Origin of the sequence: Acinetobacter sp. A47, from assembly GCF_000805455.1 — a bacterium.
Lineage (GTDB): Bacteria > Pseudomonadota > Gammaproteobacteria > Pseudomonadales > Moraxellaceae > Acinetobacter.
The window spans coordinates 594557-619002 of sequence record NZ_JSUS01000032.1 but is presented as its reverse complement, the minus strand read 5'-3'; the positions used below and the strand labels follow the sequence as shown (position 1 = coordinate 619002).

Here is a 24446-nt window from a genome sequence, read left to right as displayed (position 1 = left end):
CGTGCCCAATTGCCAGAACTTCTGCAGTGTATTTACCGGGTTAGTTCAACTATGCCGTTGCATTAAATGCATCGGCATAGAAAACCTCTCCTTTCGGGATACGTGCAGTAAATGGCAAAATTTGAAAATACTCAGCAGGTACACCTGACAATACAACGCTTGTATTTGCCTTAAAGCCAAACTTTCCATAATAAGCTGGATCTCCAAGGAGAACACAGCCAAGTGCATCTAGATCTTTAAGTGCTTCAAGACCGGCATGTATCAATTGAGTACCTACCCCTTGACCTTGATATTCAGGTAATACTGAAACTGGCCCCAAGCCATACCAGCCCTTGCTGCCATCTGAGATTTGTACTGGTGAAAATGCAATATGCCCAATCAGCCTGTTATTGCTGAGGGCAACCAGAGATAAACTCAGTTGGCCTGAATTTCGCAATGCATTAACAATAAACTGTTCGGTATGGCTGGAATGTTCAAGCCCTGCGAAAGCCTGTTGAGTCAAATTAAAAATGGAGGGAATGTCGGCTAGTTTCTCATCACGAATCTGTATATTCATCTTTATTTTCTCTTGTGTTTCCTGATCCAGAATAGCCCGGATGTGTTTAAGCACAGGGTTGCTCTGGGTATATTTTTTCCCATAGCCGAGATTAAATGCATAATCAAAATGAGCAGGGTTAATGCCCTGATTATGTTGCAAAATGGTCTCTAGCTTGTCCAGGGCTTTGACCAGCCTGGCTTCGGGAGTTTCTGCATCTTCATATTCTTGCCATAAACTCCGGATCAAGTTTTTCGGATGTTCATCAAGACATTCGGTCAATTGATCAAGATCCTGTTTTTCCTGCTCATGCTTTGCTGGAAATTGGTCTTTCATAATGGCTGGAATATCACCATGAATCGCTTCGGCCAAATCATGAATCAGGCACATCTTTAGTGTTTTTTCGAGATCGATCTGCTCGAATTGATCTGCAAAAATCATGGCCATGACACATAAACGCCAGCTATGTTCGGCAGTACTTTCCTGACGACCATTGGAAGTATGTGAAAATCGCATCACATTTTTTAGTTTTTCCGCTTCTTTTAAAAAAGCCAAGCGGTTTTGAATTACATCTAGTTCCATTTTATATCTCAAAATAAACCATGTGTAATCCGGATAAACCTGATCTTAAGTTAGGTAATTAGACAGATCTAAGTACAACCCAGGGTTTATCCAGACCACTGGTGACGTGTTAACGATTGTCTAATTGTGGGCGTACTGATCTAAGCCCATGTAAATTAATTTGATAGGGCCGTCCATTAAGGGATTTAATCAGTTTTTTCTTTCTTAGCATGTTAAAAACAGCAAGATCGCAATCCGACAGCAGTAAACCTTCTCGGCTATAGCACTCTACAGCGATAGTTTGACCCGAGTCATTACGAAGTTTTACGATTTTTCCGCCTTTAGCCAAGACGTGTAGGGTCCGTTGTTCGGACTTGGACAAGTTCATGTTGTTATCCAGATAGAAATAATCAGAGGCAAAATCAGGCTTAAAGCCCAAAAAGTCGCGCAGATAACCAATTTCAATGCGTTATTGAAATGTAGTTACCAGATTACTGCTATCTCCAACATAAAACCCTCAATATGGAAGCGATACGACATGTATCGCAGAAAATACTACTGCAAGCCGAATGAAAAATCAATAATCATGTCAGTAGTGGAGTGGAGGTGCGGGTTGATTATTTTTTAGAATGCTTTTCTTTAAGGAGTAAATAGGCTGGCATTGACTTTTTTGCCTGTCGACGAAGCATCATCTTGATATAAAGCACAATGGCAAAGCAGGCGGTGGCAATGGTCAGCATCAGTCCGTTCATATAACTCATGACCGAGCTGACATAGCCGATCGTGGCCAGACGGCGTTGCATACGTTCAACCTGGGTACTGGATTCAACGCCGGTAATGGCCCATGTACATAAATGTTCACAATTGTTGATAATCAAATGATAATGATTTTCGTGCATGCGTGAACGCATACGCCGAACCACAGCTTTTGCCTTATAACGCGGCGCAGGGTAATGTCGGGTATAAATCGGTTTGCCACGAGAAAAGTGCTGAATTGAGGTTATTTCAATGGGATGCTTTTTAAAAATATGTGCAAAGCCTGAATAATGAATGACTCGACCACGGCCTGCATAAATCCCGTGGTGGCTATAACCAAAGTGTTTAACGATCAGATGGGCGCCAAGAGGGAAATGTCGATGTTTATGCTGCATGTTGATACAAGATTATTGTATTTACCTTATCATTTTACTCAAAAAAGATGACGCAATCGAGCTTATTTTCAGCTTAAATCTCTGGAATATGTGTCAGGATTGTATCTATGCTTGGGATAATGACCAAAGTTATGGGAAGATCCATTCAGGTTTTTATTCACGAACTACAATGATGAAAAGATGGTTATTTTTAATATGTAGTTTTGCATGTATGCCGAAGGCTTATGCAATGCAGCATCAGACCCTACAGGTCGACCAGGTGAGTTATGAGGTTATTCAGGTCGAACATCTGGATCAACTCAAGTTGTTTTTAAAAGCACCTGAGACAGGACGTTATTACCAAAAATTTTCCAGAATCTTAAAAGATTTGCCCGTATGTAAACAGCTTGCTTTTGCCATGAATGCAGGGATGTATCACACCGACTATCAGCCAGTCGGTTTATATGTAGAAAATGGTCAGAAAATCAATGCGCTAAATCAGGCAACAGGATGGGGAAATTTCTTCATGCAGCCCAATGGTGTTGTAGCCTGGAATGATCAAAAGGCCGTGATCAAGACCACAGCAGATTATAAGCAGTCAGGCTTTAAAGCCCGCTTTGCCACACAATCAGGACCTATGCTGGTCTATCAAGGGCATATTAACCAACAGTTTTTGCCAGATTCGACTTCTTTAAAGATCCGGAATGGAGTCGGTATTCGGAATAATCAGCTTTATTTTGTCGTCTCAAAGCAGCGTGTCAGTTTTTACCAGTTTGCCCGGTTCTTCAAGCAGCAACTGAACGTGGAAAATGCGCTATATCTGGATGGTTCAATATCCAGCTTATATTTACCACAGATCAAACGGCATGATAAAACCTTTAAGCTGGGACCTGTAGTGGCTGAAGTGATCGATCAGGAAGGGTGCCGATGATTTTAAGCCCTAATCTGCCGGTAAGGCTGATTAGGGCTGTTATTTTTATTGGATTGGAGGGTTGATCATCGCAAGTAATTCTTTGCGACTATAACCTCGGGAAATCAGGACTTTCTTGATGCCTTTAATAACATCTTCATCGGTTGCCTTCATTAAGGCATCCAGTAGCTGTTCATTGGTTTTACAAGAACAGTCATTTTCCACGCAAGAAGTCTGGTTCTTGTGTTCGTTATATTGTTCGTCTGCATTGAACAATTTTTGCCAAAAACTCATAGAGCCTTCATTAACAACCTAACATAGCTCGAAATATAGCCACTTTAAAATAAAATACAAGTCAGCTTAAGTGATAAAAGCACCAGTTGAACTTCAATTTTTTCGATGAGTTTTTTCAACTCAAACGAAATTATGACGGTCTAATGACTTGACCTTTGAAAATTATCACTTTTTTATGAAAATACTTTGAGCAAAAATAAAGGGTTACTCGAACCCTTTATAAATTATTGTTACGTTGAAATAATTTGTTTAAATCTTCTCGAGCAAAACCCCTGACTCAACATGATGAGTAAAAGGAAACTGGTCGAACAGGGCAAACTTCACAAGACGATGGGTTTTGGTCAGGGTTTTCAGATTGTCATGCAAGGTATCCGGATTACATGAAATATAGAGGATACGCTCAAACCCTTGCAAAAGTTTCAATGTTTCATCATCAATTCCTGCACGAGGTGGATCGACAAAAACCGTGTCAAAGTCATAGCTTTGGATATCAATTTCCGCTTCTTGCAAACGTCTAAACGCACGTTCGCCCTGATATGCCTGGGTGAACTCTTCAGCAGATAAACGTGCGACCTGAATATTGTCAATCTGGTTCTGCTCAATGTTCCACTGAGCTGCATAAACTGAAGATTTTGCCAGCTCGGTTGCAAGTACACGATTGAACTTTAAAGACAATGGCAGGGTAAAGTTACCGTTACCACAATACAATTCCAGTAGATCTTTTTGCGAACCTTGTGCCGCATCACAAGCCCATTCCAGCATATGCTGACATACTTGCGCATTTGGCTGGGTAAAACTGCTTTCAATCTGTTTGTACTTAAAAGTGCGACCATGGACATTGAGCTGTTCAACGACATAATCGTCACCAATAATGATTTTCTGGCCCCGGCTACGGCCCATGATCTTGATATTCAGTTTTTCGGCTAGCGCTTTTGCTGCGTTTTCCCAGTCTGCATCAAGTTTACGGTGATAGATCAGCGTAACCAGCATTTCCCCGCTTAATGTTGCAAGAAAGTCTGCCTCGAAAATCCGTTGCGAGAGGATAGGCTTTGCTTTTAACTCTTCCAGTAAGCGTGGCATCAACTCATTAATGCTTTGGGCTGCAATTGGAAATTCATCGATACGAATAACTTCTTTTTGCTTTCCATCTTCAGCACGTTCAAACATGGCATAGAACAGGTCATTTTCAGTATGCCAGATACGAAATTCGGCACGCATACGGAAATGTTGCTCAGGTGATTGAAAAACTTCTAAAGCCGGGGGATTGAACGGTGCAAATTGTGTGGTAATACGTTCAACTTTCTCTTGAAGTTGCTGCTGGTAAGATACGGTCATAAAGAAGAAAACTACAGAAGAAGACAAAAGGGAATGGTATCAAAAAAGCGCAATCAGGTGCAGGGAAATTATCAAATTTGCTTATTGATCAGCTGGATTGGGATTCAGCACATTCTGAATAAATATGGCTTTAATCTGACGATACTGTTCTGGTGACGTACCTGAATAACTTTGTTTGAGTTGGTTGTATTGCTGAACCAGTTCTGGGTGACGTCGTAGTTGATCCCGAAAAGTAAGAAAATTTTGGAACTCTGAACCGGTCACAACGATTTGCAAAGCAATATCGTGCACTTGTGATTGCAGCATACATAGCTGGTGAGTACGTAAGGTATCAGGCTTTTCTTTAAAACCCAGTTGTTGCAATTTTTTAATGGCAACTAAAAACCGTTGGGCGGAGACTTTGATATAAATATCGAGATCGCCTTTGGAGATTGCATTGGGAATCGCTGATGAACCAATATGCCCAACCCGGGCAAAAGGGATCAGTTGCTGGATTTTATTTTTATAACTTTCAAACAGCTGAGCGCAGTGGGGTTGATATTCTGGTGCGGGATAAAACTGCATCTCAAGCTTCTCGTTTTTATAATTATAATAAAGATGTTGTGTAACATAATAAAAAACCCGAACCATGTAAACATGATTCGGGTCATTAAGAGATTCAGCATCTCTCGGAAAGGCGAATATTAGTCTTCAGATAAGGTCATCAGGCTTGCGTTACCCCCAGCTGCTGCAGTATTCACGCTGATGGCACGTTCAATCACAAGACGTTCCAAAGGAATCTGTTCATTGGCTTGCAGCTGGGTAATTCCAACAATCGCACCTGAACGGGCAGCAACTTTAGTTTGCAAATCTTGCAACTGTTCAACAGAACCATGATGAAGCACGGCATCAAAAGCATCTTTTTCAACACTTGAAATGACAGTGATGGCATCTAAAACATCTTTTGGTAAAGAGGCTTTGTGTTTTACCAGGAATGCATTGTCTTTTAACACCGCCGCTGTACTGCTGACTGCGAAAATCGCAAGCAGTTGTTGAAGCTGGCTGGCATCATCATTGGCAACTGATAGTACACGATGACGTGGCAGGATAATGTACTGGTTGCTTTCACCGGTAGGGCCTTGCAACTCGTAGAATTTACCGACACCAAAGGCTGGAATTGAAGGTACTGCCTGAGCCATGTGCTGTTTCGCCCAAGCCAGCAAGCTTTGGTAAGCCACATTGGATACCGCATCGAAGTTAGAGAGTTCAGCTTTCACCGCAAATGGGGTTGCCAATACTTTCTCTGAACAATGTTCCATTAGGCGATACATATAAAGTGGACCACCCGCTTTCGGACCAGTACCCGACAAGCCTTCGCCACCAAACGGTTGTACGCCGACCACTGCACCCACGATATTACGGTTGATATATAAGTTACCGACTTCTGCACGCTGGATCACGGTATTGATCGTTTCATCAATACGGGTGTGCAGACCCATGGTCAAGCCATAACCTTTGGCATTGATACGATCGATCAGTTGCTCAAGCTCACCGTACTTGTAAGTAATGATGTGCAATACCGGACCAAAGACTTCACGCTCCAAGTCATCAAGGTTTGGCAACTCAATGGCTGTCGGTGGAACAAAAGTACCTTGAGCAAGCGCCTGTTGGCTTGCAGCATCGTTGAACATCAATTGATGAACAGGGTAACCCTTAGATTTCATCTTTTGAATATGTGTATCGATGGTCTGTTTCGCTTCAGTATCGATCACTGGCCCAATGTCGGTTTTTAAGATGGCAGGGTTACCTACGATCAACTGCTGCATTGCGCCTTTCAACATTTTGACGACGGTTGCAGCACTGTCTTCCTGTACACATAAGATACGAAGGGCAGAACAACGCTGACCTGCACTGTCAAATGCAGAGCTGACAACATCAAGCACCACTTGTTCGGTCAGGGCAGAAGAATCGACGATCATTGCATTTTGACCACCTGTTTCCGCAATTAACGGAATCGGCTGGCCGTTTGGAGATAAACGTTTTGCCACAGTCTTTTGCAAGATTTTTGCAACTTCAGTCGAACCGGTGAACATGATGCCTTGAATGCGGTCATCCTGGCTTAATTGTGCACCGACTGTTTCACCGCGACCTGGAAGCAGCTGAACAACGCTGTGTGGTACGCCAGCTTCCCAAAGCATTTGCACCGCTTGTGCCGCAATAAGTGGTGTTTGTTCAGCCGGTTTGGCAATTACACAGTTACCGCTCACCAAAGCCGCAGCAATCTGACCAGAGAAAATCGCAAGCGGGAAGTTCCATGGACTGATACACAATACCGTACCTAAAGGTTTGATTTGTGCATTTGCCGGCAAGTTTTCAATTTGAGTTGCGTAGTAACGTAAGAAATCAACCGCTTCACGAACTTCTGCAATCGCATTGGCATAGGTTTTACCACTTTCACGGCACAGTAACACCATCAGCTCTTGAATACGCGCTTCCATCAGGTCGGCAGCACGTTTTAAGCAGGCAGCACGTTCAGTTTTATCTGTCGCAGCCCAACTTTGTTCAGCCTGTACCGCAGCTTCTAGTGCCAGTTGCACATCAGCGCTGGTGGCTTCATTCACATAGCCCACGATTTCGCTGTTTTGTGCCGGGTTTGTAATTGCAAGCGCATTACTTTGGTCATGTACTGCTGATTCAAAACCAAGTAACGGTGCACTTTTCCAAATCTGGTGACGTAGCTTCTGTGCGGTCGCATCCAACTCTGCTAACGGTTGATCGTTATTGAGATCAAAGCCATTTGAGTTTGGACGTAACGGATAAAGATCATGCGGAAGTGGAATCGCTGGATGTTTTAAGCCAAGCTGGCCTTCATCTTTCGCTGAAGTTTGAATGTCCTTGATTGGAGACTGGATCAGGTCTTCAACTTTTAAAGTCTTATCTGCAATACGGTTAACAAATGAAGTGTTGGCACCATTTTCAAGTAAACGGCGAACCAGATAAGCCAATAAGGTTTCATGGTTACCCACTGGTGCATAAACACGACATGGAACACCTAATTTGCCATCTTCTTTTGAGCCTACAACTTGTTCGTACAATGGCTCACCCATACCGTGCAGGCATTGGAACTCGTATTGACCTGGATAATATTTGCTTGGATCAGCCAGGTTGTAAATCGTGGCAAGAGATTGCGCATTGTGTGTCGCAAACTGCGGATACACCTGATCTGGTGCAGCAAGAAGTTTCTTCGCACAGGCGATGTATGATAAATCTGTATGAACTTTACGGGTGAACACCGGGTAATCGGTCATGCCGTCAATTTGTGCTTTCTTGATTTCGCTGTCCCAATACGCACCCTTCACCAAACGGATCATCAGACGTTTGTTACTGCGTTTTGCAAGGTCAACAATATAATCAACTACATAGAAACAACGCTTTTGGTAAGCCTGAATAACGAAACCAATCCCTTTCCAGTTGGCAAGTTTTGGCTCGAAACATAGGCGTTCAAGCAATTCGAGCGAGATTTCTAGACGCTCAGATTCCTCGGCATCAATGTTCAAGCCGATGTCGTATTGTTTTGCCAGGCAAGCAAGTTCAAAAACTTTCTTGTAAAGTTCGTGATGCACGCGGTCAATTTGCGCACGTTGATAACGCGGGTGCAAAGCAGAAAGCTTGATTGAAATCCCCGGGCCATCATAAACACCACGACCATTCGATGCCTTACCAATGGCATGAATCGCCTGGGTGTAGTCGTTATAATAACGCTCGGCATCATGTTCGGTTAGGGCTGCTTCACCCAGCATGTCGTATGAATAGCGGAAACCTTTGTGCTCAAATGGTTTGGCATGTTCAAGCGCTTCACCGATAGTTTCACCGGTAACGAATTGCTCACCCATCATACGCATGGCAACATCGACAGCTTTACGGATAATGCCGCGACCACTGCGAGCCAGCAGGCCAGTCAATACACTCGACAGGTTTTTCTGTTTCGGTGTTTCCATTAACTTGCCAGTTAACATCAGACCCCAGGCTGCTGCATTGACGAACATCAGGCTGCTTTGGCCTACATGTTCTTTCCAGTTGCCCTGATTGATCTTGTCACGGATCAGTAAATCACGTGTTGCTGTATCCGGAATACGAAGTAGCGCTTCTGCCAGACACATCAAGGCCACGCCTTCCTGAGAAGAAAGCGAAAATTCTTGAAGAAGACCCTGGACGATACCTGCTTTACCCGCTGAACTTTTACGCTCACGTAAATTGTGTGCCAGGCTAAAGGCAAGTTCGTAAATTTTCTGGTCAAGATCAGGGGAAATGTTTGCAGCTTCGGCAAGTACTGCAACTGCTTCAGGCTCCGCACGGCGCCATGCCGTATTAATACGTTGCTCAAACTCACTTTTTTCTTTAAATTCGGTGATATAACCGTCTGTGTGAGCTGTGTCCATTTGTGCGGGAGTATCCAATGTATTCATGCTAAATTCCAATAACAATCTCTAAAACATATTGAGCAGAGAGGTTTAGATAATTTATGATTACAGAATAAATCCCGAGTAACTCACTATAATTTGCCCATTTTTTAGAGGAAAATTCAGTTGAATGGCCCTATTTATGCACTAGATCGTACCGACCTGAAAATTCTGGATATTCTTCAAGCAGATGGGAGAATTTCGAACAGTAAATTAGCTGAACTTGTGAACCTTTCGCCCACTGCAGTGATGGCCCGTGTCCAGAAGCTGACCAAGGACGAGTTCATCCTGGGATATGAGGCAAAACTGAATCCCAATAAGCTCAATGCCAATTTTCTGGTGTTTGTCGAAGTGTTGCTGGATAAGACCACGCCGCATGTGCTGGATGATTTTATTGATGCGGTAACCCAGTATCCGGAAATCGTGGAATGCCATATGGTCAGTGGGGGCTTTGATTTCCTGATCAAGTTGCGTAGTGCTGGTATGGAAGAATTTCGCCGTATTGCCGGACAAATCTTGTGGCAGCTTCCGGGTGTCAAAGAAACCCGTAGTTATCCGGTGATGCAGGTGGTGAAAGACAGCTCGAAAATCAAGATCAAATCACGTACCAAGTTTTAGGCAAAATAAAAGGGGCTCGCAAGCCCCTTAAATTTTTCAGCAAAATTATTTCATTTCACGTGCATAGATTTCATCAGCTTGTTCAAAGCGACTTGTTACAGTGGCATTTGGTGCTTTACCGAGTAAGCTTACCACCACAATACTGATCAAGGCGAAAACGAAACCTGGAATAATTTCATAGATACCGGTGTAACCGAAGAGGTTTTTCCAGAGAATAACGGTTACCGCACCCACAACCATACCTGCCAAGGCACCGTTCAGGGTCATGCGTTTCCAGAACAATGAAAGAATAATCAATGGACCGAATGCTGCACCGAAACCTGCCCATGCATAAGCAACCAGACCCAGTACCTTGCTGTCAGGGTTCTGGGCAAGGAAAAGCGCAAGCATGGCAACGGCAATAACCATTGAGCGGCCTACCCAGACAAGTTCTTTTTGAGAGGCGTTTTTACGGATAAAGCCTTTGTACAAATCTTCTGTTAAGGCACTTGAACATACCAGTAACTGACAGCTCAATGTACTCATGATTGCAGACAAGATCGCGGCAAGGATCACACCAACCACCCAAGGGTTGAACAGGATCTTGGTTAATTCCATGAATACGGTTTCAGGGTTACCTGTGACTGCGGCAGCAAGCTCCGGATGCATCTGGAAGTAGGCAATACCGATAAAGCCTGAACCGACCGCACCTGCCAGACATAAAATCATCCAGGTCATGCCAATGCGACGTGCAGCTGGAATCGACTTAACCGAATCGGCAGCCATGAAACGTACCAGAATATGCGGCTGGCCAAAATAGCCAAGACCCCATGCAGCAGCAGAGAGAATGGCCACTACACTCAGATTGGTTGCAAAGTCAAAAGCATGCGGACGAACACTTTCGACAACAGCGGTAAACTCTTCCATACCAATGCCTAGCGACATATAGGTCACGATCGGGAGCAGCAATAATGCAAAGATCATTAAGCCGGCCTGGAAGGTATCTGTCCAGCTGATGGCAAGGAAGCCACCAATACAGACATAACCGATGGTTGCAAATGCGCCCAGCCACAATGCCGTGCTATACGGTAACTGGAATAAGGTTTCAAATAAACGTGCACCAGCTACCATGCCAGAAGCACAATAAATCGCGAAGAATACAAGAATAATTAACGCAGATGTGACGCGTAAGATTTTTTTCTGGTCATCAAAACGTCCAGTAAAATAATCCGGTAAGGTGAGGGCATTGTTTTGAACTTCGGTGTGGACACGTAAACGGCCTGCAACCAGATACCAGTTCAACCATGCACCAATAATCAGGCCAATGGCAATCCATGATTCAGATAATCCAGTTAAGTAAATTGCTCCTGGTAAACCCATGAGTAACCAACCGCTCATATCCGATGCGCCCGCCGATAATGCGGTGACGAAACTGCCTAGGCTTCGTCCTCCAAGAATATAATCATCAAGATTTTTGGTAGAAAAATAGGCGTATAAACCGATGCCAAGCATGGCCAGGATATATACCACGAATACAACAACTGTGGGATTAGAAAAATTCATAATGGATGCCTGTCCTTACATATCCATAATTTGCAATCACACCTGAATAGCAAAAATTGTTTGACTATTCTTGGGATTGATAAGGTCACAGATTCAAGCATGAATGATTTTTGAAATACTGTTTGTTTTGTGTATATAAAGTGTATTGTTTGTGTAATTTAAAATAAGTGGCTGAATCTTATCTTTTTAATTAAAAAAATAGCATCTTTTTTCATCAGTTAAGAAGGTGTCTATGCTTGAAATTTGCACAGGATATTTCAAAAAAACTCGTCATATAAAATTTACAGATGTAGATTAAAGCCGAAATGTTCAACAGGGCCTCAAATTGCTGAAATATCATGTTACAAGGAGGCTTTCATCATCGAAATCAGCGCCTGATAAAAACAGTAAGGTTAAGCAGTTTTGCTAATGAAAAGTAGCAGGAAATCTTTCATATTGAGCAATTGCACTATAAGAGTGCATTGTCTGAGAGAAATGGAAAGTGAATACGGTTCAAACGGCAACAACAAGAATTGAGCATGATTTGCTGGGCGCAAAAGAAGTTCCTGCAGATTGTTACTATGGAATACATACTTTACGTGCAATCGAAAATTTTAAGATTTCATCGCAAAAAGTTGGGCAAAATAGCCATTTTATCCGTGCCCTGGCACAAGTAAAAAAAGCCTCGGCACAGGCAAACCTGAGTTTTGGCAAGTTGACTGATATCCAGAGTCAGGCCATACAGCATGCCTGTGATGCCTTGATCTTGGAAACACAGAAGTGGCAGGAAGCCTTTCCGGTCGATATTTATCAGGGAGGAGCGGGTACCTCCATCAATATGAATACCAATGAAGTCATTGCCAATATCGCACTTGAATCTTTAGGTTACGCCAAAGGCCAATACAATGTGATTCATCCCAATGACCACGTCAATCAATCCCAATCAACCAATGATGTTTATCCGACTGCGATCCGGTTATCGACCTATTGCGCTCTGGATGTCTTGCTGGTGCAAATGGAGCAACTGATCAGGGCTTTTGAAAACAAGGCAGCCGAGTTCCGTTTTGTATTAAAGATGGGACGCACCCAGCTGCAAGATGCTGTACCCATGACACTTGGGCAGGAGTTCCGTGCATTTGCCACTTTATTAAAAGAAGACCTGCGTCTGATTCAGCGTACCCGCGAGTTATTGCTTGAAATCAATCTGGGGGCGACCGCGATTGGCACAGGCGTAAATACGCCACACGGTTATGCCGCCAAGGTGGTAACCTGTCTGAGAGAAATTACCGGCCTGAATCTGGTGGGTGCCGAAGATTATGTTGAAGCTACCAGCGACTGTGGTGTCTTTATTATCCTGTCCAGTACCTTAAAGCGGCTGGCTTGCAAGCTTTCAAAAATCAGCAATGACTTGCGTCTGTTAAGTTCTGGCCCCCGTACCGGACTGGGTGAAATCCGGTTGCCCGAGTTGCAGGCAGGCTCTTCCATCATGCCGGCAAAAGTTAACCCGGTCATACCTGAAGTGGTTAACCAGATTGCCTTTAAGGTGATTGGTAATGACCTCACCATTACTTTTGCTGCTGAAGCAGGACAATTACAGCTTAATGTGATGGAACCGGTGATTGCCATTTCTCTCAATGAATCGATTGAGTTACTGACCCATGCCATGCAAAGTCTGGATGAAAAATGTGTACGCGGGATTCAGGCAAACGAACAGGCTTGCCATGATGCCGTCATGCGAAGTGTCGGGATTATTACCTTGCTTGATCCGCTGCTGGGGCACGCTTTATGTGATGAGATCGGCAAGCAGTGTATTGCTGAAAATAAAACCATTCAAGAGGTGGTTTTAGAACGCGGTTTGCTTAGCCAGACACAACTGGATGACATTTTCTCATTTGAAAACCTGGTGTCAGAGGTCAATGGTATTGAAGTCGATAATGTTGCCTAGCGCATCAGTGTGAAGAGTAAAAAGCCCGGTACAATGACCGGGCTTTTTAACAGGGTTTATAAACCTGATTCATATTCGCTGTTTGAAAGCAGTTTTTCTACATCTGCCATATTGTCAGGCTTGATCTTGTAAATCCAGCCTTTGCCATATGGTTCGTCATTGACGAAATCCGGATCGTCCTCAAGATCAGTATTTACTTCAACCACTGTTCCAGAAACAGGAGCATGGATATCCGAGGCTGTTTTTACAGATTCGACGATACCTGCCTGTTCTGTGGCAGTGACATGGCTACCAACTTTTGGAGTTTCTACATATACCAAATCACCCAACTCGTCTTGTGCATGGTCTGTAATTCCAGTCACCACCAGGTCACCTTCAATTCTTACCCATTCATGTGTGCGGGCATATTTCAATTCTGCTGGATGATTCATGACGACTCCTTAACAATCTGTCCTATCATTTTTATTTGGTTTATACATGCTTTTCAATCAAAACAAAAGCTTTCGCCGTTGAAGTTATTACAGGTACGGGTCTTTACGCCAGTTACTTGGACTACGGCCACTCCAGCGTTTAAAAGCACGGCTAAAGTTCGCAACATCCGAATAACCCAGTTCATCTGCAATCTGTTCCAGACTATAGTCGGTTCTGGACAGCAGGGAAGTTGCATGTCGGTAACGCACTTCATCAACTAAAGTTGAAAAAGAAGTACCTTCCGCTGCAAGTTGACGCTTTAAAGTACGGTCAGACATATGCAAGCGTTCAGCCACACTCTCGATGCTAAGATAGTGCTGTTCCGAGTTGGTCAGAATGTCCCGGACACGCATGGCCAAACGGCGGCGCTCACCCAGAGCGGATAATTCGGTTTCACACTGGTTAATGGCAATCTGGCTGGCAATCGGGTCGGCATTGACCATTTTCAGGCCCAGATATTTTTTATCAAAGCTTGAAATGAGATGAGGCTGGTTAAAGCGAATGGTGCTGCTCAGTTTATCCTTGTATTTTTCAAATCCGGCTGGCTCGGGAAAATCCAGATCGACTTCACCGCTTAGATCTTCAATCCCTGTTAAAGCCTTGGCCATGGTCATAATACCAATGGTTAAACCTAGAATGATTTCGGTACGTAACGGCTCGACCTCGATATCACATTGCAACTGTAAAGTGGCTTTCGGGCCAAAAGTGGAAAAATACAACTGTAAAAAGGGCAGGCGTAATTGAATAAAGCGGCTTGCCAGAGCAATTGCGTCGGTAATGTCATGCGCCGTCATGATGGCATACCCAATAAAGCCATGAATGGAAATCCGCATTTGCGTTCCCAGATGAAAGCCTAAGGTGCTTTCACCGGTTAAGCGTAAGGAATGCTTGACCAGTTCATTGGCAACAGGGGTTGGAATACGGTAGTTGGGATCTGCCAGTTGCTCACTGGTTAAGTGAAAAGGAGCAAACAGGGTTTCATCGCTATATCCCCAGCGAGAAACGACATCTAGCAGCAATAAGCCATAGACACCTGGTATACCTTGATCTTGACGAGTTGTGGTTGTTTTCATGTGCTTTCCGTGGCGCTCATCAATTTTGCCAATATCTTTTAAACATTCGGTTCTGAAACATCTTTACATGAAATCTAATCATCATTCATAAAAATTGTTGGACAAAAGAGTCAGTGAATGTCCAGACCTTCGGCAGGTCGTCTAAACACCATAATTTTGGTTGTTGATATTAATAGCACATCACCATGCTGGTTCAAAGCCTGGGTCACATAGCTGACAATACCGCGGTCAGCTTTTGTTTTTGAAGGTACGATTGCCGTAATTTCGACTTCAACATGAATCTTATCTCCTGCACGGGTCGGACGTGGCCAGCGCAAGCTTGATTCTGTTCCCAGCAGACCGCCCGCGACAGGAAAGCATTCGGTCCAGAGCCGCATGGTCACCGCCGAGGTATGCCAGCCGCTTGCTGCCAATCCCTGAAAAATAGGATGCCGGGCTGCTGCCTGCTCATCGGTGTGAAAAGGTTGTGGATCATATTGACTGGCAAACTGTTTCACTTCTTCAAGTGTCATTTCATATTCCCGGCTAATAAACCGGTCACCAATTTTTAGATCTTCTAAATACAACATTATTCTTTATCCTGAGTTACCCGTTGTTCAACCAGAAAACCGCCGGTCTGGCGTTTCCACAGTTGAGCATATAAACCATCCTGTGCAATGAGCTGTTCATGTGTGCCTTGCTCAACGATTCTGCCCTGATCAAGCACAATGAGGCGATCCATCTGAGCAATAGTAGATAAACGGTGGGCAATTGCAATGACCGTTTTGCCAACCATCAAGTCATTTAAACTGCTCTGAATGGCGGCTTCGACCTCGGAATCAAGTGCACTGGTGGCTTCATCCAGAATTAAAATCGGTGCATCTTTCAGGAAAACCCTTGAAATGGCAATCCGTTGGCGCTGCCCACCAGACAGCTTGACCCCACGTTCACCCACATACGCATCAAATCCGGCACGACCTTTCTGGTCGGTCAGCTGTGGAATAAACTCTTCGGCCCTGGCTTTTCTGACCGCCTGCCAGATTTCAGCTTCAGTCGCATTCGGGCGGCCATATTTAATATTTTCTGCGACAGTACGATGCAGCAGTGAAGTGTCTTGTGTTACCAGTGCGATATTGGCACGTAAGCTGTCCTGGGTTACGTCATGAATATTCTGGCCATCTATCAGGATTCGGCCCTGGTTAAGGTTATAAAAATGCAGCAACAGCTGAATCAGGGTAGATTTGCCAGCACCCGAACGGCCAACAATCCCAATTTTCTCACCCGGTTGAATGGTCAGGTTAAAATGCTCAATGACATTCTTCTGGTTGTAGGCAAAACTGACATCTTCAAAACGGATTTCGCCGTGCTGTACCTTTAATTCAGTGGCATTTTCCTTGTCCTGAATCTGGATCGGTTTGCCGAGGGTTTTCATGCCATCCTGAATGGTACCGACATTTTCAAACAGCATGGTGATATGCCACATGATAAATTCTGCAAGACTGTCTAGCTTGAGTACCATCGCGGTGGTTGCGGCAATGACGCCGATTGCCGCCTGACCCTGAGTCCACAACCAGACCGATGTACCAATAACACCGATAAACAGAAAGGCACTTAATAAACGGATGCTGATCTGGTATTTCACCCCTAAACGCATTTGCTTATAGACGGTTACCATAAATTCCTGCATCGACTCTTTGGCATACTGGCTTTCACGACCAGCATGGGCAAACAGTTTTACCGTTTGGATATTGGTATAGGCATCGGTTACCCGACCCGTCATTACGGCTCGCGCATCGGCCTGTTGCTGGGAAATCTTGCCAAGCCTTGGAATAAAGTAACTGGCAATTGCAATAAATAGTGCCAACCATAAAACCAGAGGAATGATCAGTACCGGTGAGATTGTGCCAAGTACCAGACTAATCGTAATAAAATAAATCAGTACATAGACCAGCATGTCTCCGAGAATCATCCAGAACTCTCGTACAGCCAGCGCGGTCTGCATGACTTTGGCAGAAAGACGGCCTGCAAAGTCGGTATGAAAAAAGTCCAGACTTTGTTGTAGTAACAAGTTGTGAAAACGCCAGCGCATCCGCATCGGGAAGTTACTAAACAGAACCTGATGCTTGATAATAGACTGCAGGCTGACAAAGAAAATATTGGCAAATAAGATACTGATGAGAATGGTCAGGTTCTGCTGGTTGCTTTCCAGAAAAGTACCAGGCTGACTTTTGGTGAGCCAGTCGACCAGTTTACCGATATATGAAAAAAATAAGGCTTCAAAACAGGCTGCGGCAGCTGTACAGGCGATCAGTAAAAACAGGAAGGGCCGTACGCCTTTGGTCGATTGCCAGACAAAGGCAAAAAATGTCGTCGGTAATGGTTTGTTCAAGTCTTTGGTAGGATATGGGTCGACTAGCTTTTCAAACCATCGCAACATTTAGGTTTTCCTCTTATATAAAGTACCAATTCAGCCTGTTCTGTAGCATAGCAGAAAATCAGACCCTGCGATGAGAAAAGCAAGAGGGCTAAGTTTTGCTCAACAACAGTAAACAGAGCCGGAAACTTCTGGCTTTTGTGCTAGAACATCTTGAGCCGGGCTTGTAATAAAGCTGGCAGAGTATGCAGAAAGTTCAAAGCTGCCTCTCATTAATGGTATATTTATAGTCGTAAAATTCTTATTGTGGTTATAAATAACTGCAAGGGGCAGTACCGGATGCTGCAATAAATATGACAGCCAGCGTGCTAAGGCCTTAAAAAAGATTGTTCTTACGGGTTAAATTTTAAATTCTGCTCACAAGGCAGGCCTGTTTTTTTTCTGTATTTTTACAAGATTTCCAGCAAATCAGGAGACTGAAGTGGATATTTCCCAAATCAAGCAACATCTGGATCGAGAGTATAATAAATTTATTCAATCTCAGAGTTATCAATCATATAAAAATAGCGAGATACATATTCGCGGATTATTTTTTGGCTTAGCACTTAAAGGACTGAAATATCCGAATAGCCAGATGATTCCTCTGGGCGGTGGGATATATAAATTCAAAAATTTTAATCATTTTGATTTGAATGTAAATTTGTTTGATGCGCCCCAGTTCAAAAACAAGGCTGCATTTATAAACTGGCTTTCTACAGTATTGCAAAAACATGTTTATCAATATTGAGGCATATAAAATACCCACAGGAATGTCTTGATATAAAACGCTCATTTTCAAAAGATTGTGAGCGTTTTAATTTTTCGAGAGCAAGAGGGAAGTATGGTAAAGGATCAGCTCTACACCCTTTTTTTGATATGTTCCAGATAATCAATCGCATTCTTGCTTGTGACACTCAGCTCTCTGGCTAACAGGTGTACCTGTTCCCAACTGAGTATTTCAAGTTTGACCAATAACAGCAAAGTCATTTCGATATGGTTTTTGCTCTGGATGATTTCATCTATATGGTTGAGATCCGTTAACATATCAATTTCTGTCTTGATATGATCAATAGCGGCATCTTTTTGTTGTTTTTGATACATATTTTTCTCCCGTCAATTTATATCAATCATGTATAGAATACGGAATTAGCTTAATTATTTATTAAACTTAAATTAATTGAATATTAAATAAATAAGATCGCTATGATATTCCTTAATATATTTTTCAGTATTTGCAATGTTTAACTTTCTATTTATATGTTAGTCCTGAAAATAAATTAATTTCTTCAGATAAACCTGATCATCCTTTTCATCAGTTTAAAGCCGGCTATTACAGTAATAAATGAAAAATACCTTAATTTTATAGACCAATTAATAAACAGTAGTCAACACAATAATTAACATTTCTCTCATTTTTTTGTAAAGAGTGTGATTTACATCACTTATATACTTTCTTGTTTCGTCTGTATTTTATTTGTTTAGTCTGAAGATAAATATTTTTAAATTTTTCTATATTTTCAGGGTCTTAAAATTTACTGTTTGATAAAAATACAGTTGTGCTATATTCAAGTGGCATATTGCTAAATCAGGCATTATGAATTTCAGGATGAAAATAAAATGAAAAAAACAGTAAAAACAATTGTAATAGCAACAACTTTATTCACTTTTACCAATATGGGACATGCACAGGAGTTTAAACGGTTTGCCGTTTCAGCGGGCTGGCTGCATGTGATGCCGCAAGGGAAAGCGAATAGTTTTAACATTAATACCAATGTTAAAAATGGCACAGTCGCGGATGTCGGCATGATTTCTGGCGATACAATCTTGAAGAATGTCGATACTGCAAAATATGCCGAGCTGGAAAAGCGTGATCCGGACAATTTCGACTTAACAATCTACAACAGTATTATTAAAACCAAATATCTGGATGAAATTATAAAAATGAATCTGGATGGAACAGAAACACCGGAAGAAAGAGAGGCGATTTTAAAAAGTATAACCGGCGATGCACAAATCTCTGGTATTGAAAACTGGCAATCCAATGCCGGCCTTGAAGCTGAAGATCTCGATACTTTAGGTTTAATGTTTGACTATTATCTCAATGATCATGTTTCATTAAAGTTGATTGGGGGCGTACCTCCAAAGGTAAAACTCAAGGGTAAGGGAGCAGTATATGCGCCATTTGAGGCAGAAGGCCATCCTTTACCAAATATACCAGGCACCCCCGGCTATGATCCGACTGCGCCAGATATAAAAGTTTTCTTAAAGAATGGATTATTAATCACAGACCTGGATAAATATAATAAAGCGGCTACTGCTACAGCATGGACTCCTGCCATTCAGGCAACCTATCATTTTGGTCAGTCTGGTATCAATAAGTTCAGGCCTTATGTGGGGGCAGGCATACTCTATGCGCACTATAGCAATATCAAGATCGATCATGGTGTGAAAAATGATCTGATTGCTGCTGGACACATGATTCAGAATATCCACGATGGTCAGGCGGGGGCTTCACTGGAAGGGCGTCCGTCATCTGGAAAAATGATTGTGAAAGTCGATGCAGATGATGCAATTGCACCTATTGTCTCGCTCGGTTTCAATTACGATTTTAATGATTCATGGTTTACTACAGCATCTTTGTCTTATGCCAAACTGAATAATCATGCGACCATTAAAGTCATCAATCAAAATACCAATACTCAACTGATCCATGCCACTACCAAGATTGATATTGATCCACTGATTACCTATCTGGGGGTTGGCTATCGCTTCTAGTCGTTGCTAAAGACACAAAATGCCGTGAAGCTGGCTATGCTTCATGGCATTTTTTTTGCCTGCTTTGGCATGTTACCTAAAAAAACATGGCTTACTTTTCATAACCTAAACTTTCTGTTTTGTCATGTTTTATCTGATTAGCTTGATTATTAATCTGTTTGGGTAATTAGACGAAGGAGAAAAATATGGATGCGATCCAGTTTTCAGATTGTGCCAAAGCCTGTCTGGTCTGCTCGTTGACCTGTACAACTTGTGCTGCGGCATGCATGGAAGAAGAAAAGCTTGAGATGATGCGGGAGTGTATGAGCCGCTGTCTGGAATGCTCAGATATTTGTCTGTTGTGTGCCCGATCGGCACAAAGAAATTCGCCTTTCATGGCAGAAATCTGCCAGGTTTGTGCACAGCTATGTGACTGGTGTGCGCAAGAGTGTATCCGGCATGCGTCCGAACATTGTCAGCAATGTGCCGAAACATGCCATCAATGCGCGATCGAATGCCGGAGAATGGCTGCCTGATTAGGTATGTTTTGATGCCATGAAGTGGGATAAGAACAGACAGACACCGGTCGTTTCAGTCTGTTCATATTCCATTGAGCCGGTTGCGGTGATTCATGATCAGCCAATAAAAATAAAGCCTTATACCAGCTATCGGTTTGTTAACCGGAGGCCAAGAAAAAGATTTTTCCAGACCTAAAAATAACTTATGCTCAGGGTTCATAATTTAAATAAAAATAGGTCTTTGAATGAAAAAAGCATTTGCAGGGGTAACGGGGCTGGTTGCATGTCTTGTCTGTATCAATGGATGGGGAGAAGCCCCATTACAGCTCAATTATGGAGCACCTCAGGAACTGGGCGAATATACATTACAACCGGCAAAAAATGGTCAGAGTCAGATAAACACAGCTATCCAAACCTCTGTCTTTGCACAATTTGAAGGTTCAAGGCTGAAGTCCGATGAGGTCGATGGACATGAAAGCCTGAATGGTCTAGGTGCCGGTATTACATTTACAGCTTTGGATACATTCAATACCACACTGGGTATGCACTACCAGAGCAATTCGGACTGGAACAGTACTGAAATTGAGGTAAGAGGTGGATATCAGTTTTATAACCGCAATAATTCTTATGCCAATGCGAGCATTGGTATCGGATACGCCTGGTTAAAAGCTGATGACTACGATATCAGGTTACGCTATGTAACATTGCCGCTTGAGTTGGAATTAGGCCATTATTTCCAACCCCGTGTCGCGGCTTATCTCGGGCTGGGATACAAGTGGCTTTATAGTGAAAACTTGAAAGATGTATGTACAGGTTATTTCTGTGATAGCGGTGCTTCCGATGTACTGGATCTGGATGGTATCACCTATAAAACCGGTATACGTTATCGTTTTTAAGGGCTGGTGCAGCCTGTTCGCCAAGCTCATCCATGGATGGGCTTTTTTATTTTCTAATGTGAACTGTTACATAAGCTCAATATAAGTGGTTCGCTTTTGATCAAAGATTACCTATACATACACCTAAAAAAAATCATATTACTTAAGATAAAAGCTTAATGATTCAATTAGAGCATAAACAAATGACCATTAATTTTGAAAAAAACTTAAAAAAATCTCCTCACTTAACGGTTACAACCTCGATCATTGATCGTTTTAGCCCGAAATTCTGGCGTGTGGATGGCCCGCAAACCATGTCCTTTGCAATTACCGGTTATGGGAATGGTTTTGAGGCTTCTTTCCGTTCACGTACTACCACAGATCTGGCCGGAATCAGTTGGGATTCCGATGATACAAAAGATCACAAGCTACTTGCTTATGAAACCAAGTATGACTATCGCGGTACAATTTGGGATTTTGATATTGAACTGTCGGCAAGTATGCCTGCATTAAACAATGAAACTTTGACACCAACCTTGACCGTTTATTATCGTGAAAATGGGATAGATAAAGTCGCCTATATTGTCCTGTTCAACTATGCTGACCGACCGGCCTCAAGAACTGCACATATTCATATTAACTGGGATACAGTCAAGGCCGGATTTACTGCGACAGAAACATTTCCCGTCAGCAATATCCAGCGTATTTCTTTTTCTGCATTTACAATGAGCTACAAGGGGCAGACTACACAACCGTTGCCGCAGGCAGAAGATGGTTATATCCGTATAATCAACTCGGTAACAACTGGCCCGAATGCAAAACTGGCGTTAAGCCGTGTCGCAGTTCCTGCTCATGCGTATGGCATATGTACCAGCTATGATGATCATTATGATCTTAACCCTCAGCGTCTGGTCGATAATATGGCGGCTTTGGGTTACCAAGGGTTGATTAATCACTATTGTGGCATGTCTAAATATCCTGAAATGTCATGGCAGGCAGGGATTAATAAATGGTTGATTCCTGACCCGTTATCGAGTAATCAGGATGTGGTGAATCCGTGTACCCGCAAATGGCATGAGCATTTTGCCCGGGCCCTCCATGAGGCCGGGATGCAACCTGTTTTCGGGGTAAGTTTTGAAATGTATTCCCTGGCTGCAAATGAGTTCTGGGCGCAGCGAGACTGGAATAGTAATCTAGGGCGTACCGGTTATGAACCGCCAAGTTACTTTTTTAGCCCATGTGACCAGAATGCCTTGGCTTATCTGCATCAGGTCTTTCTTGAGTTTGCAGATACCATGGCAGTGGGTGGCTGTGACGTAAATATGCAAATTGGTGAGCCTTGGTGGTGGTATAACCAGGGAACCGATCTTCCTTGTGTTTATGATTTTCCGACCAAGGTGGCCTTTAATGCAGAAACCGGACTCTACGCACCAGACTTGGGAACCATTTATGAGGCCATGAATAAAACGGGAACACCTTATGACGAGTTTAAAAACTGGTTGAGAAACAAGCTTGGGCAGACCTGCCGGGATATTCGTACCAAAGTAAAAACAAAATACCCGCAGGCAAAAGTTTGCCCACTTATTTTTTTCCCGACCATCCGGACGCCAATTGAAACTTTAGTGACAGATATTAACTATCCACGCGAGCATTATTGCTATCCAAATTTCGATTACATCATGACGGAAGCCTATGACTGGATTCTGGAAGCACGGCTGGATCTTGCCCATCAGGCTGTTGCCGAGATTGCAACTCAGGACCTGAACTATCCACAGGACAAGGTTGCATATCTGGCCGGGTTTGTACCGGATTCATCCATTGCGCATTTATATGGCTTTGACGCAAGCAAAGCTTACCAGACACCTATTTGGCAACGTATTTTCGGGGATATGCAAAATAACGCTACATTGGGGCTGATGAAACAATTCATTTGGGCTTATCCTCAGGTGATGGCCGATTCAATTACCATTGATATTGGCCAGTCAGCCCAAGGATTCTTTGCGGGGAATACCTTGTATCAGCCAGTCAATGACAATACGCCGTATCCACCTGAAATTTATCTGTAAAACTGTCTATTAGCTAAAAAGGCTTTGTTATTCAAAGCCTTTTTTCTTTTATGCAAAAGTGGCTTCAATCTGGACTTTATCAATACGCCGTGCAACATAATTGCTAACAACCGGCCGGCAAAATTTACGAAATGGGCGAAAAACTGAAAAACAAAGGGGCATTGATTCAAGGGCAAACTAAGCTACACTAGCTAAGATTAATTTCTTGAATCTAAAAAAGCGTGCTATGAAAAACAAGTTCCTTTACTTCGGTCTGATTTCAATCTTGTGTGCAGGTTGTAATAAGCAACCGGAAGTCAAGATTGAAAAGGCGCAAGAAAGCTTTGAAACAGTCGATAACAAAATTTCTGAATATATGGATATTCTGGATAATCCTGACACCCCAAAACAGCAACAGACCAAAGTTCTGTGTGAAGACTACCCGAAACTATACGAATCCCAATATATTCCGGCGTTATTAAAAGTCGCGCCAAAAGATTATACCAAGGAAAAACTAATGGCTGATCTTAAAATCTCAACCGATTACTATGCTGAAAAATTAGACATCATTTGTAAATGAAGGATAAGAAACTCTAATAAAACACATCAATTTGTGCCATTTGTTACTGTATAAAAATTGCTATATTGCCCTCAACAATGAGAATCAAAGGCTTGTTTTGAGGAAGGGAATATGAGCGAAACCCAAGATCAGCTGAAGGAAAGCACCACCAACACTTATGTTGCCTGGACTGTCATCATATTAGGCTGTATTGCCGGCATTGCATTTATTGTTATGTTTGGTCAGGTCGAAGCCCGAAATGACAATCTGGACATTGTAAAGGTCTGGTCAGGCAAGATTATTGCTGTCGGGCTGGGGATTATGGCGAATGGCATCTTATTTGGATATTTACTTTTAAAAGTCAGTAGCATTTTGCAATATTACGAGCAAAGAAAAATAACAAATATTGCAGATCAGGTGTAATCTGCATACAAACTACAAGACTGACCTCCTGCAAAGCCATGTTATATC

23 protein-coding genes are annotated in these 24446 nt (G+C 42.8%); 10 read left to right on the top strand and 13 right to left on the bottom strand.

The annotated features are described in order from the left end of the window. Window positions 1–49 precede the first annotated feature (49 nt). The 3 genes from OC23_RS18795 to OC23_RS09445 form a co-directional block, all read right to left on the bottom strand. Window positions 50–1117, bottom strand: a complete 1068-nt coding sequence (locus OC23_RS18795) for a bifunctional HD family hydrolase/N-acetyltransferase (RefSeq protein WP_081407315.1) — start codon at window positions 1115–1117, stop codon at window positions 50–52. Between the two features lie 109 nt (window positions 1118–1226). Next, window positions 1227–1484 carry a YjhX family toxin gene (locus OC23_RS09450; RefSeq protein ID WP_038344344.1) on the bottom strand — a complete coding sequence of 86 codons (258 nt, stop codon included), beginning with the start codon at window positions 1482–1484 and terminating at the stop codon, window positions 1227–1229. Window positions 1485–1713: 229 nt separating this feature from the next. Continuing rightward, window positions 1714–2247, bottom strand: coding sequence for a lecithin retinol acyltransferase family protein (locus OC23_RS09445; RefSeq protein ID WP_038344343.1), 534 nt, complete (start codon window positions 2245–2247; stop codon window positions 1714–1716). Window positions 2248–2419: 172 nt separating this feature from the next. Between OC23_RS09445 and OC23_RS09440 the strand changes: the two genes are divergently transcribed. After that, window positions 2420–3157, top strand: coding sequence for a phosphodiester glycosidase family protein (locus tag OC23_RS09440; protein WP_038344413.1), 738 nt, complete (start codon window positions 2420–2422; stop codon window positions 3155–3157). A 45-nt stretch (window positions 3158–3202) separates the two neighbouring features. Here OC23_RS09440 and OC23_RS09435 read toward each other — a convergent pair whose 3' ends face one another. The 4 genes from OC23_RS09435 to putA form a co-directional block, all read right to left on the bottom strand. Next, complete coding sequence (locus OC23_RS09435; protein WP_038344342.1) at window positions 3203–3430, bottom strand: hypothetical protein; 228 nt, start codon at window positions 3428–3430, stop codon at window positions 3203–3205. Between the two features lie 249 nt (window positions 3431–3679). Continuing rightward, window positions 3680–4765: a tRNA (uridine(54)-C5)-methyltransferase TrmA gene (trmA, locus tag OC23_RS09430; RefSeq protein ID WP_038344341.1), complete on the bottom strand. Its 1086-nt coding sequence runs from the start codon at window positions 4763–4765 to the stop codon at window positions 3680–3682. 81 nt (window positions 4766–4846) lie between these two features. Continuing rightward, window positions 4847–5329 (bottom strand): GrpB family protein, encoded by a 483-nt coding sequence (locus OC23_RS09425; protein WP_038344412.1) that lies wholly within the window; start codon window positions 5327–5329, stop codon window positions 4847–4849. A 119-nt stretch (window positions 5330–5448) separates the two neighbouring features. Further along, entirely contained in the window at window positions 5449–9210 is a 3762-nt protein-coding gene (putA, locus tag OC23_RS09420) for a trifunctional transcriptional regulator/proline dehydrogenase/L-glutamate gamma-semialdehyde dehydrogenase (RefSeq protein WP_038344340.1), read from the bottom strand. A 120-nt stretch (window positions 9211–9330) separates the two neighbouring features. Here putA and OC23_RS09415 point away from each other — a divergent pair, with 120 nt between their 5' ends. After that, window positions 9331–9822 carry an Lrp/AsnC ligand binding domain-containing protein gene (locus tag OC23_RS09415; RefSeq protein WP_038344339.1) on the top strand — a complete coding sequence of 164 codons (492 nt, stop codon included), beginning with the start codon at window positions 9331–9333 and terminating at the stop codon, window positions 9820–9822. A gap of 45 nt (window positions 9823–9867) precedes the next feature. On the opposite strand, the gene putP is transcribed toward OC23_RS09415, so the two are convergent. Then, window positions 9868–11364 (bottom strand): sodium/proline symporter PutP, encoded by a 1497-nt coding sequence (gene putP, locus OC23_RS09410; protein WP_038344338.1) that lies wholly within the window; start codon window positions 11362–11364, stop codon window positions 9868–9870. Window positions 11365–11845: 481 nt separating this feature from the next. Between putP and aspA the strand changes: the two genes are divergently transcribed. Beyond that, on the top strand, window positions 11846–13288 hold the full coding sequence (gene aspA, locus OC23_RS09405) for an aspartate ammonia-lyase (protein ID WP_038344337.1): 1443 nt from the start codon (window positions 11846–11848) through the stop codon (window positions 13286–13288). Between the two features lie 56 nt (window positions 13289–13344). Here the strand turns inward: aspA and gcvH are convergent, their stop codons facing one another. From gcvH to OC23_RS09385, 4 genes are all read right to left on the bottom strand, one after another. Further along, window positions 13345–13719: a glycine cleavage system protein GcvH gene (gcvH, locus tag OC23_RS09400; protein WP_038344336.1), complete on the bottom strand. Its 375-nt coding sequence runs from the start codon at window positions 13717–13719 to the stop codon at window positions 13345–13347. A gap of 87 nt (window positions 13720–13806) precedes the next feature. Further along, a complete protein-coding gene (locus OC23_RS09395; RefSeq protein WP_038344335.1) occupies window positions 13807–14832 on the bottom strand; it encodes an AraC family transcriptional regulator in 1026 nt (341 codons plus the stop codon). Between the two features lie 110 nt (window positions 14833–14942). Further along, complete coding sequence (locus tag OC23_RS09390; protein ID WP_038344334.1) at window positions 14943–15401, bottom strand: MaoC family dehydratase; 459 nt, start codon at window positions 15399–15401, stop codon at window positions 14943–14945. Then, complete coding sequence (locus OC23_RS09385) at window positions 15401–17248, bottom strand: ABC transporter ATP-binding protein (RefSeq protein WP_038344333.1); 1848 nt, start codon at window positions 17246–17248, stop codon at window positions 15401–15403. Before OC23_RS09385 ends, OC23_RS09390 begins: the two co-directional genes overlap by 1 nt. A gap of 418 nt (window positions 17249–17666) precedes the next feature. On the opposite strand from OC23_RS09385, the gene OC23_RS09380 reads away from it, so the two are divergent. Beyond that, on the top strand, window positions 17667–17972 hold the full coding sequence (locus OC23_RS09380) for a hypothetical protein (RefSeq protein ID WP_038344332.1): 306 nt from the start codon (window positions 17667–17669) through the stop codon (window positions 17970–17972). Between the two features lie 110 nt (window positions 17973–18082). On the opposite strand, the gene OC23_RS09375 is transcribed toward OC23_RS09380, so the two are convergent. Continuing rightward, the gene (locus tag OC23_RS09375; protein ID WP_038344331.1) at window positions 18083–18325 is read right to left on the bottom strand and encodes a hypothetical protein; all 243 of its coding nucleotides are present in this window, start codon (window positions 18323–18325) and stop codon (window positions 18083–18085) included. Between the two features lie 516 nt (window positions 18326–18841). Here OC23_RS09375 and OC23_RS09370 point away from each other — a divergent pair. The 6 genes from OC23_RS09370 to OC23_RS09350 all read left to right on the top strand — a co-directional run bounded on the left by OC23_RS09370 (window position 18842) and on the right by OC23_RS09350 (window position 24398). Further along, entirely contained in the window at window positions 18842–19999 is a 1158-nt protein-coding gene (locus OC23_RS09370; protein ID WP_038344330.1) for an OmpW/AlkL family protein, read from the top strand. Window positions 20000–20184: 185 nt separating this feature from the next. Beyond that, complete coding sequence (locus OC23_RS18790; RefSeq protein WP_081407314.1) at window positions 20185–20514, top strand: four-helix bundle copper-binding protein; 330 nt, start codon at window positions 20185–20187, stop codon at window positions 20512–20514. A gap of 227 nt (window positions 20515–20741) precedes the next feature. After that, window positions 20742–21392: a hypothetical protein gene (locus tag OC23_RS09365; RefSeq protein WP_038344329.1), complete on the top strand. Its 651-nt coding sequence runs from the start codon at window positions 20742–20744 to the stop codon at window positions 21390–21392. Between the two features lie 182 nt (window positions 21393–21574). Continuing rightward, entirely contained in the window at window positions 21575–23437 is a 1863-nt protein-coding gene (locus OC23_RS09360; RefSeq protein WP_038344411.1) for a hypothetical protein, read from the top strand. A gap of 226 nt (window positions 23438–23663) precedes the next feature. Next, window positions 23664–23996: a hypothetical protein gene (locus tag OC23_RS09355; RefSeq protein ID WP_038344328.1), complete on the top strand. Its 333-nt coding sequence runs from the start codon at window positions 23664–23666 to the stop codon at window positions 23994–23996. A gap of 111 nt (window positions 23997–24107) precedes the next feature. Next, on the top strand, window positions 24108–24398 hold the full coding sequence (locus OC23_RS09350) for a hypothetical protein (RefSeq protein WP_038344327.1): 291 nt from the start codon (window positions 24108–24110) through the stop codon (window positions 24396–24398). The last annotated feature ends 48 nt before the right edge of the window (window positions 24399–24446 follow it).

Bases quoted from the DNA above. Each gene is read 5' to 3' on its own strand.
- OC23_RS18795 (WP_081407315.1), bottom strand. From the start codon at position 1,117: ATGGAACTAGATGTAATTCAAAACCGCTTGGCTTTTTTAAAAGAAGCG.
- OC23_RS09450 (WP_038344344.1), bottom strand. From the start codon at position 1,484: ATGAACTTGTCCAAGTCCGAACAACGGACCCTACACGTCTTGGCTAAA.
- OC23_RS09445 (WP_038344343.1), bottom strand. From the start codon at position 2,247: ATGCAGCATAAACATCGACATTTCCCTCTTGGCGCCCATCTGATCGTT.
- OC23_RS09440 (WP_038344413.1), top strand. From the start codon at position 2,420: ATGAAAAGATGGTTATTTTTAATATGTAGTTTTGCATGTATGCCGAAG.
- OC23_RS09435 (WP_038344342.1), bottom strand. From the start codon at position 3,430: ATGAGTTTTTGGCAAAAATTGTTCAATGCAGACGAACAATATAACGAA.
- trmA (WP_038344341.1), bottom strand. From the start codon at position 4,765: ATGACCGTATCTTACCAGCAGCAACTTCAAGAGAAAGTTGAACGTATT.
- OC23_RS09425 (WP_038344412.1), bottom strand. From the start codon at position 5,329: ATGCAGTTTTATCCCGCACCAGAATATCAACCCCACTGCGCTCAGCTG.
- putA (WP_038344340.1), bottom strand. From the start codon at position 9,210: ATGAATACATTGGATACTCCCGCACAAATGGACACAGCTCACACAGAC.
- putP (WP_038344338.1), bottom strand. From the start codon at position 11,364: ATGAATTTTTCTAATCCCACAGTTGTTGTATTCGTGGTATATATCCTG.
- gcvH (WP_038344336.1), bottom strand. From the start codon at position 13,719: ATGAATCATCCAGCAGAATTGAAATATGCCCGCACACATGAATGGGTA.
- OC23_RS09395 (WP_038344335.1), bottom strand. From the start codon at position 14,832: ATGAAAACAACCACAACTCGTCAAGATCAAGGTATACCAGGTGTCTAT.
- OC23_RS09390 (WP_038344334.1), bottom strand. From the start codon at position 15,401: ATGTTGTATTTAGAAGATCTAAAAATTGGTGACCGGTTTATTAGCCGG.
- OC23_RS09385 (WP_038344333.1), bottom strand. From the start codon at position 17,248: ATGTTGCGATGGTTTGAAAAGCTAGTCGACCCATATCCTACCAAAGAC.
- OC23_RS09375 (WP_038344331.1), bottom strand. From the start codon at position 18,325: ATGTATCAAAAACAACAAAAAGATGCCGCTATTGATCATATCAAGACA.
- OC23_RS09370 (WP_038344330.1), top strand. From the start codon at position 18,842: ATGAAAAAAACAGTAAAAACAATTGTAATAGCAACAACTTTATTCACT.
- OC23_RS18790 (WP_081407314.1), top strand. From the start codon at position 20,185: ATGGATGCGATCCAGTTTTCAGATTGTGCCAAAGCCTGTCTGGTCTGC.
- OC23_RS09365 (WP_038344329.1), top strand. From the start codon at position 20,742: ATGAAAAAAGCATTTGCAGGGGTAACGGGGCTGGTTGCATGTCTTGTC.
- OC23_RS09360 (WP_038344411.1), top strand. From the start codon at position 21,575: ATGACCATTAATTTTGAAAAAAACTTAAAAAAATCTCCTCACTTAACG.
- OC23_RS09355 (WP_038344328.1), top strand. From the start codon at position 23,664: ATGAAAAACAAGTTCCTTTACTTCGGTCTGATTTCAATCTTGTGTGCA.
- OC23_RS09350 (WP_038344327.1), top strand. From the start codon at position 24,108: ATGAGCGAAACCCAAGATCAGCTGAAGGAAAGCACCACCAACACTTAT.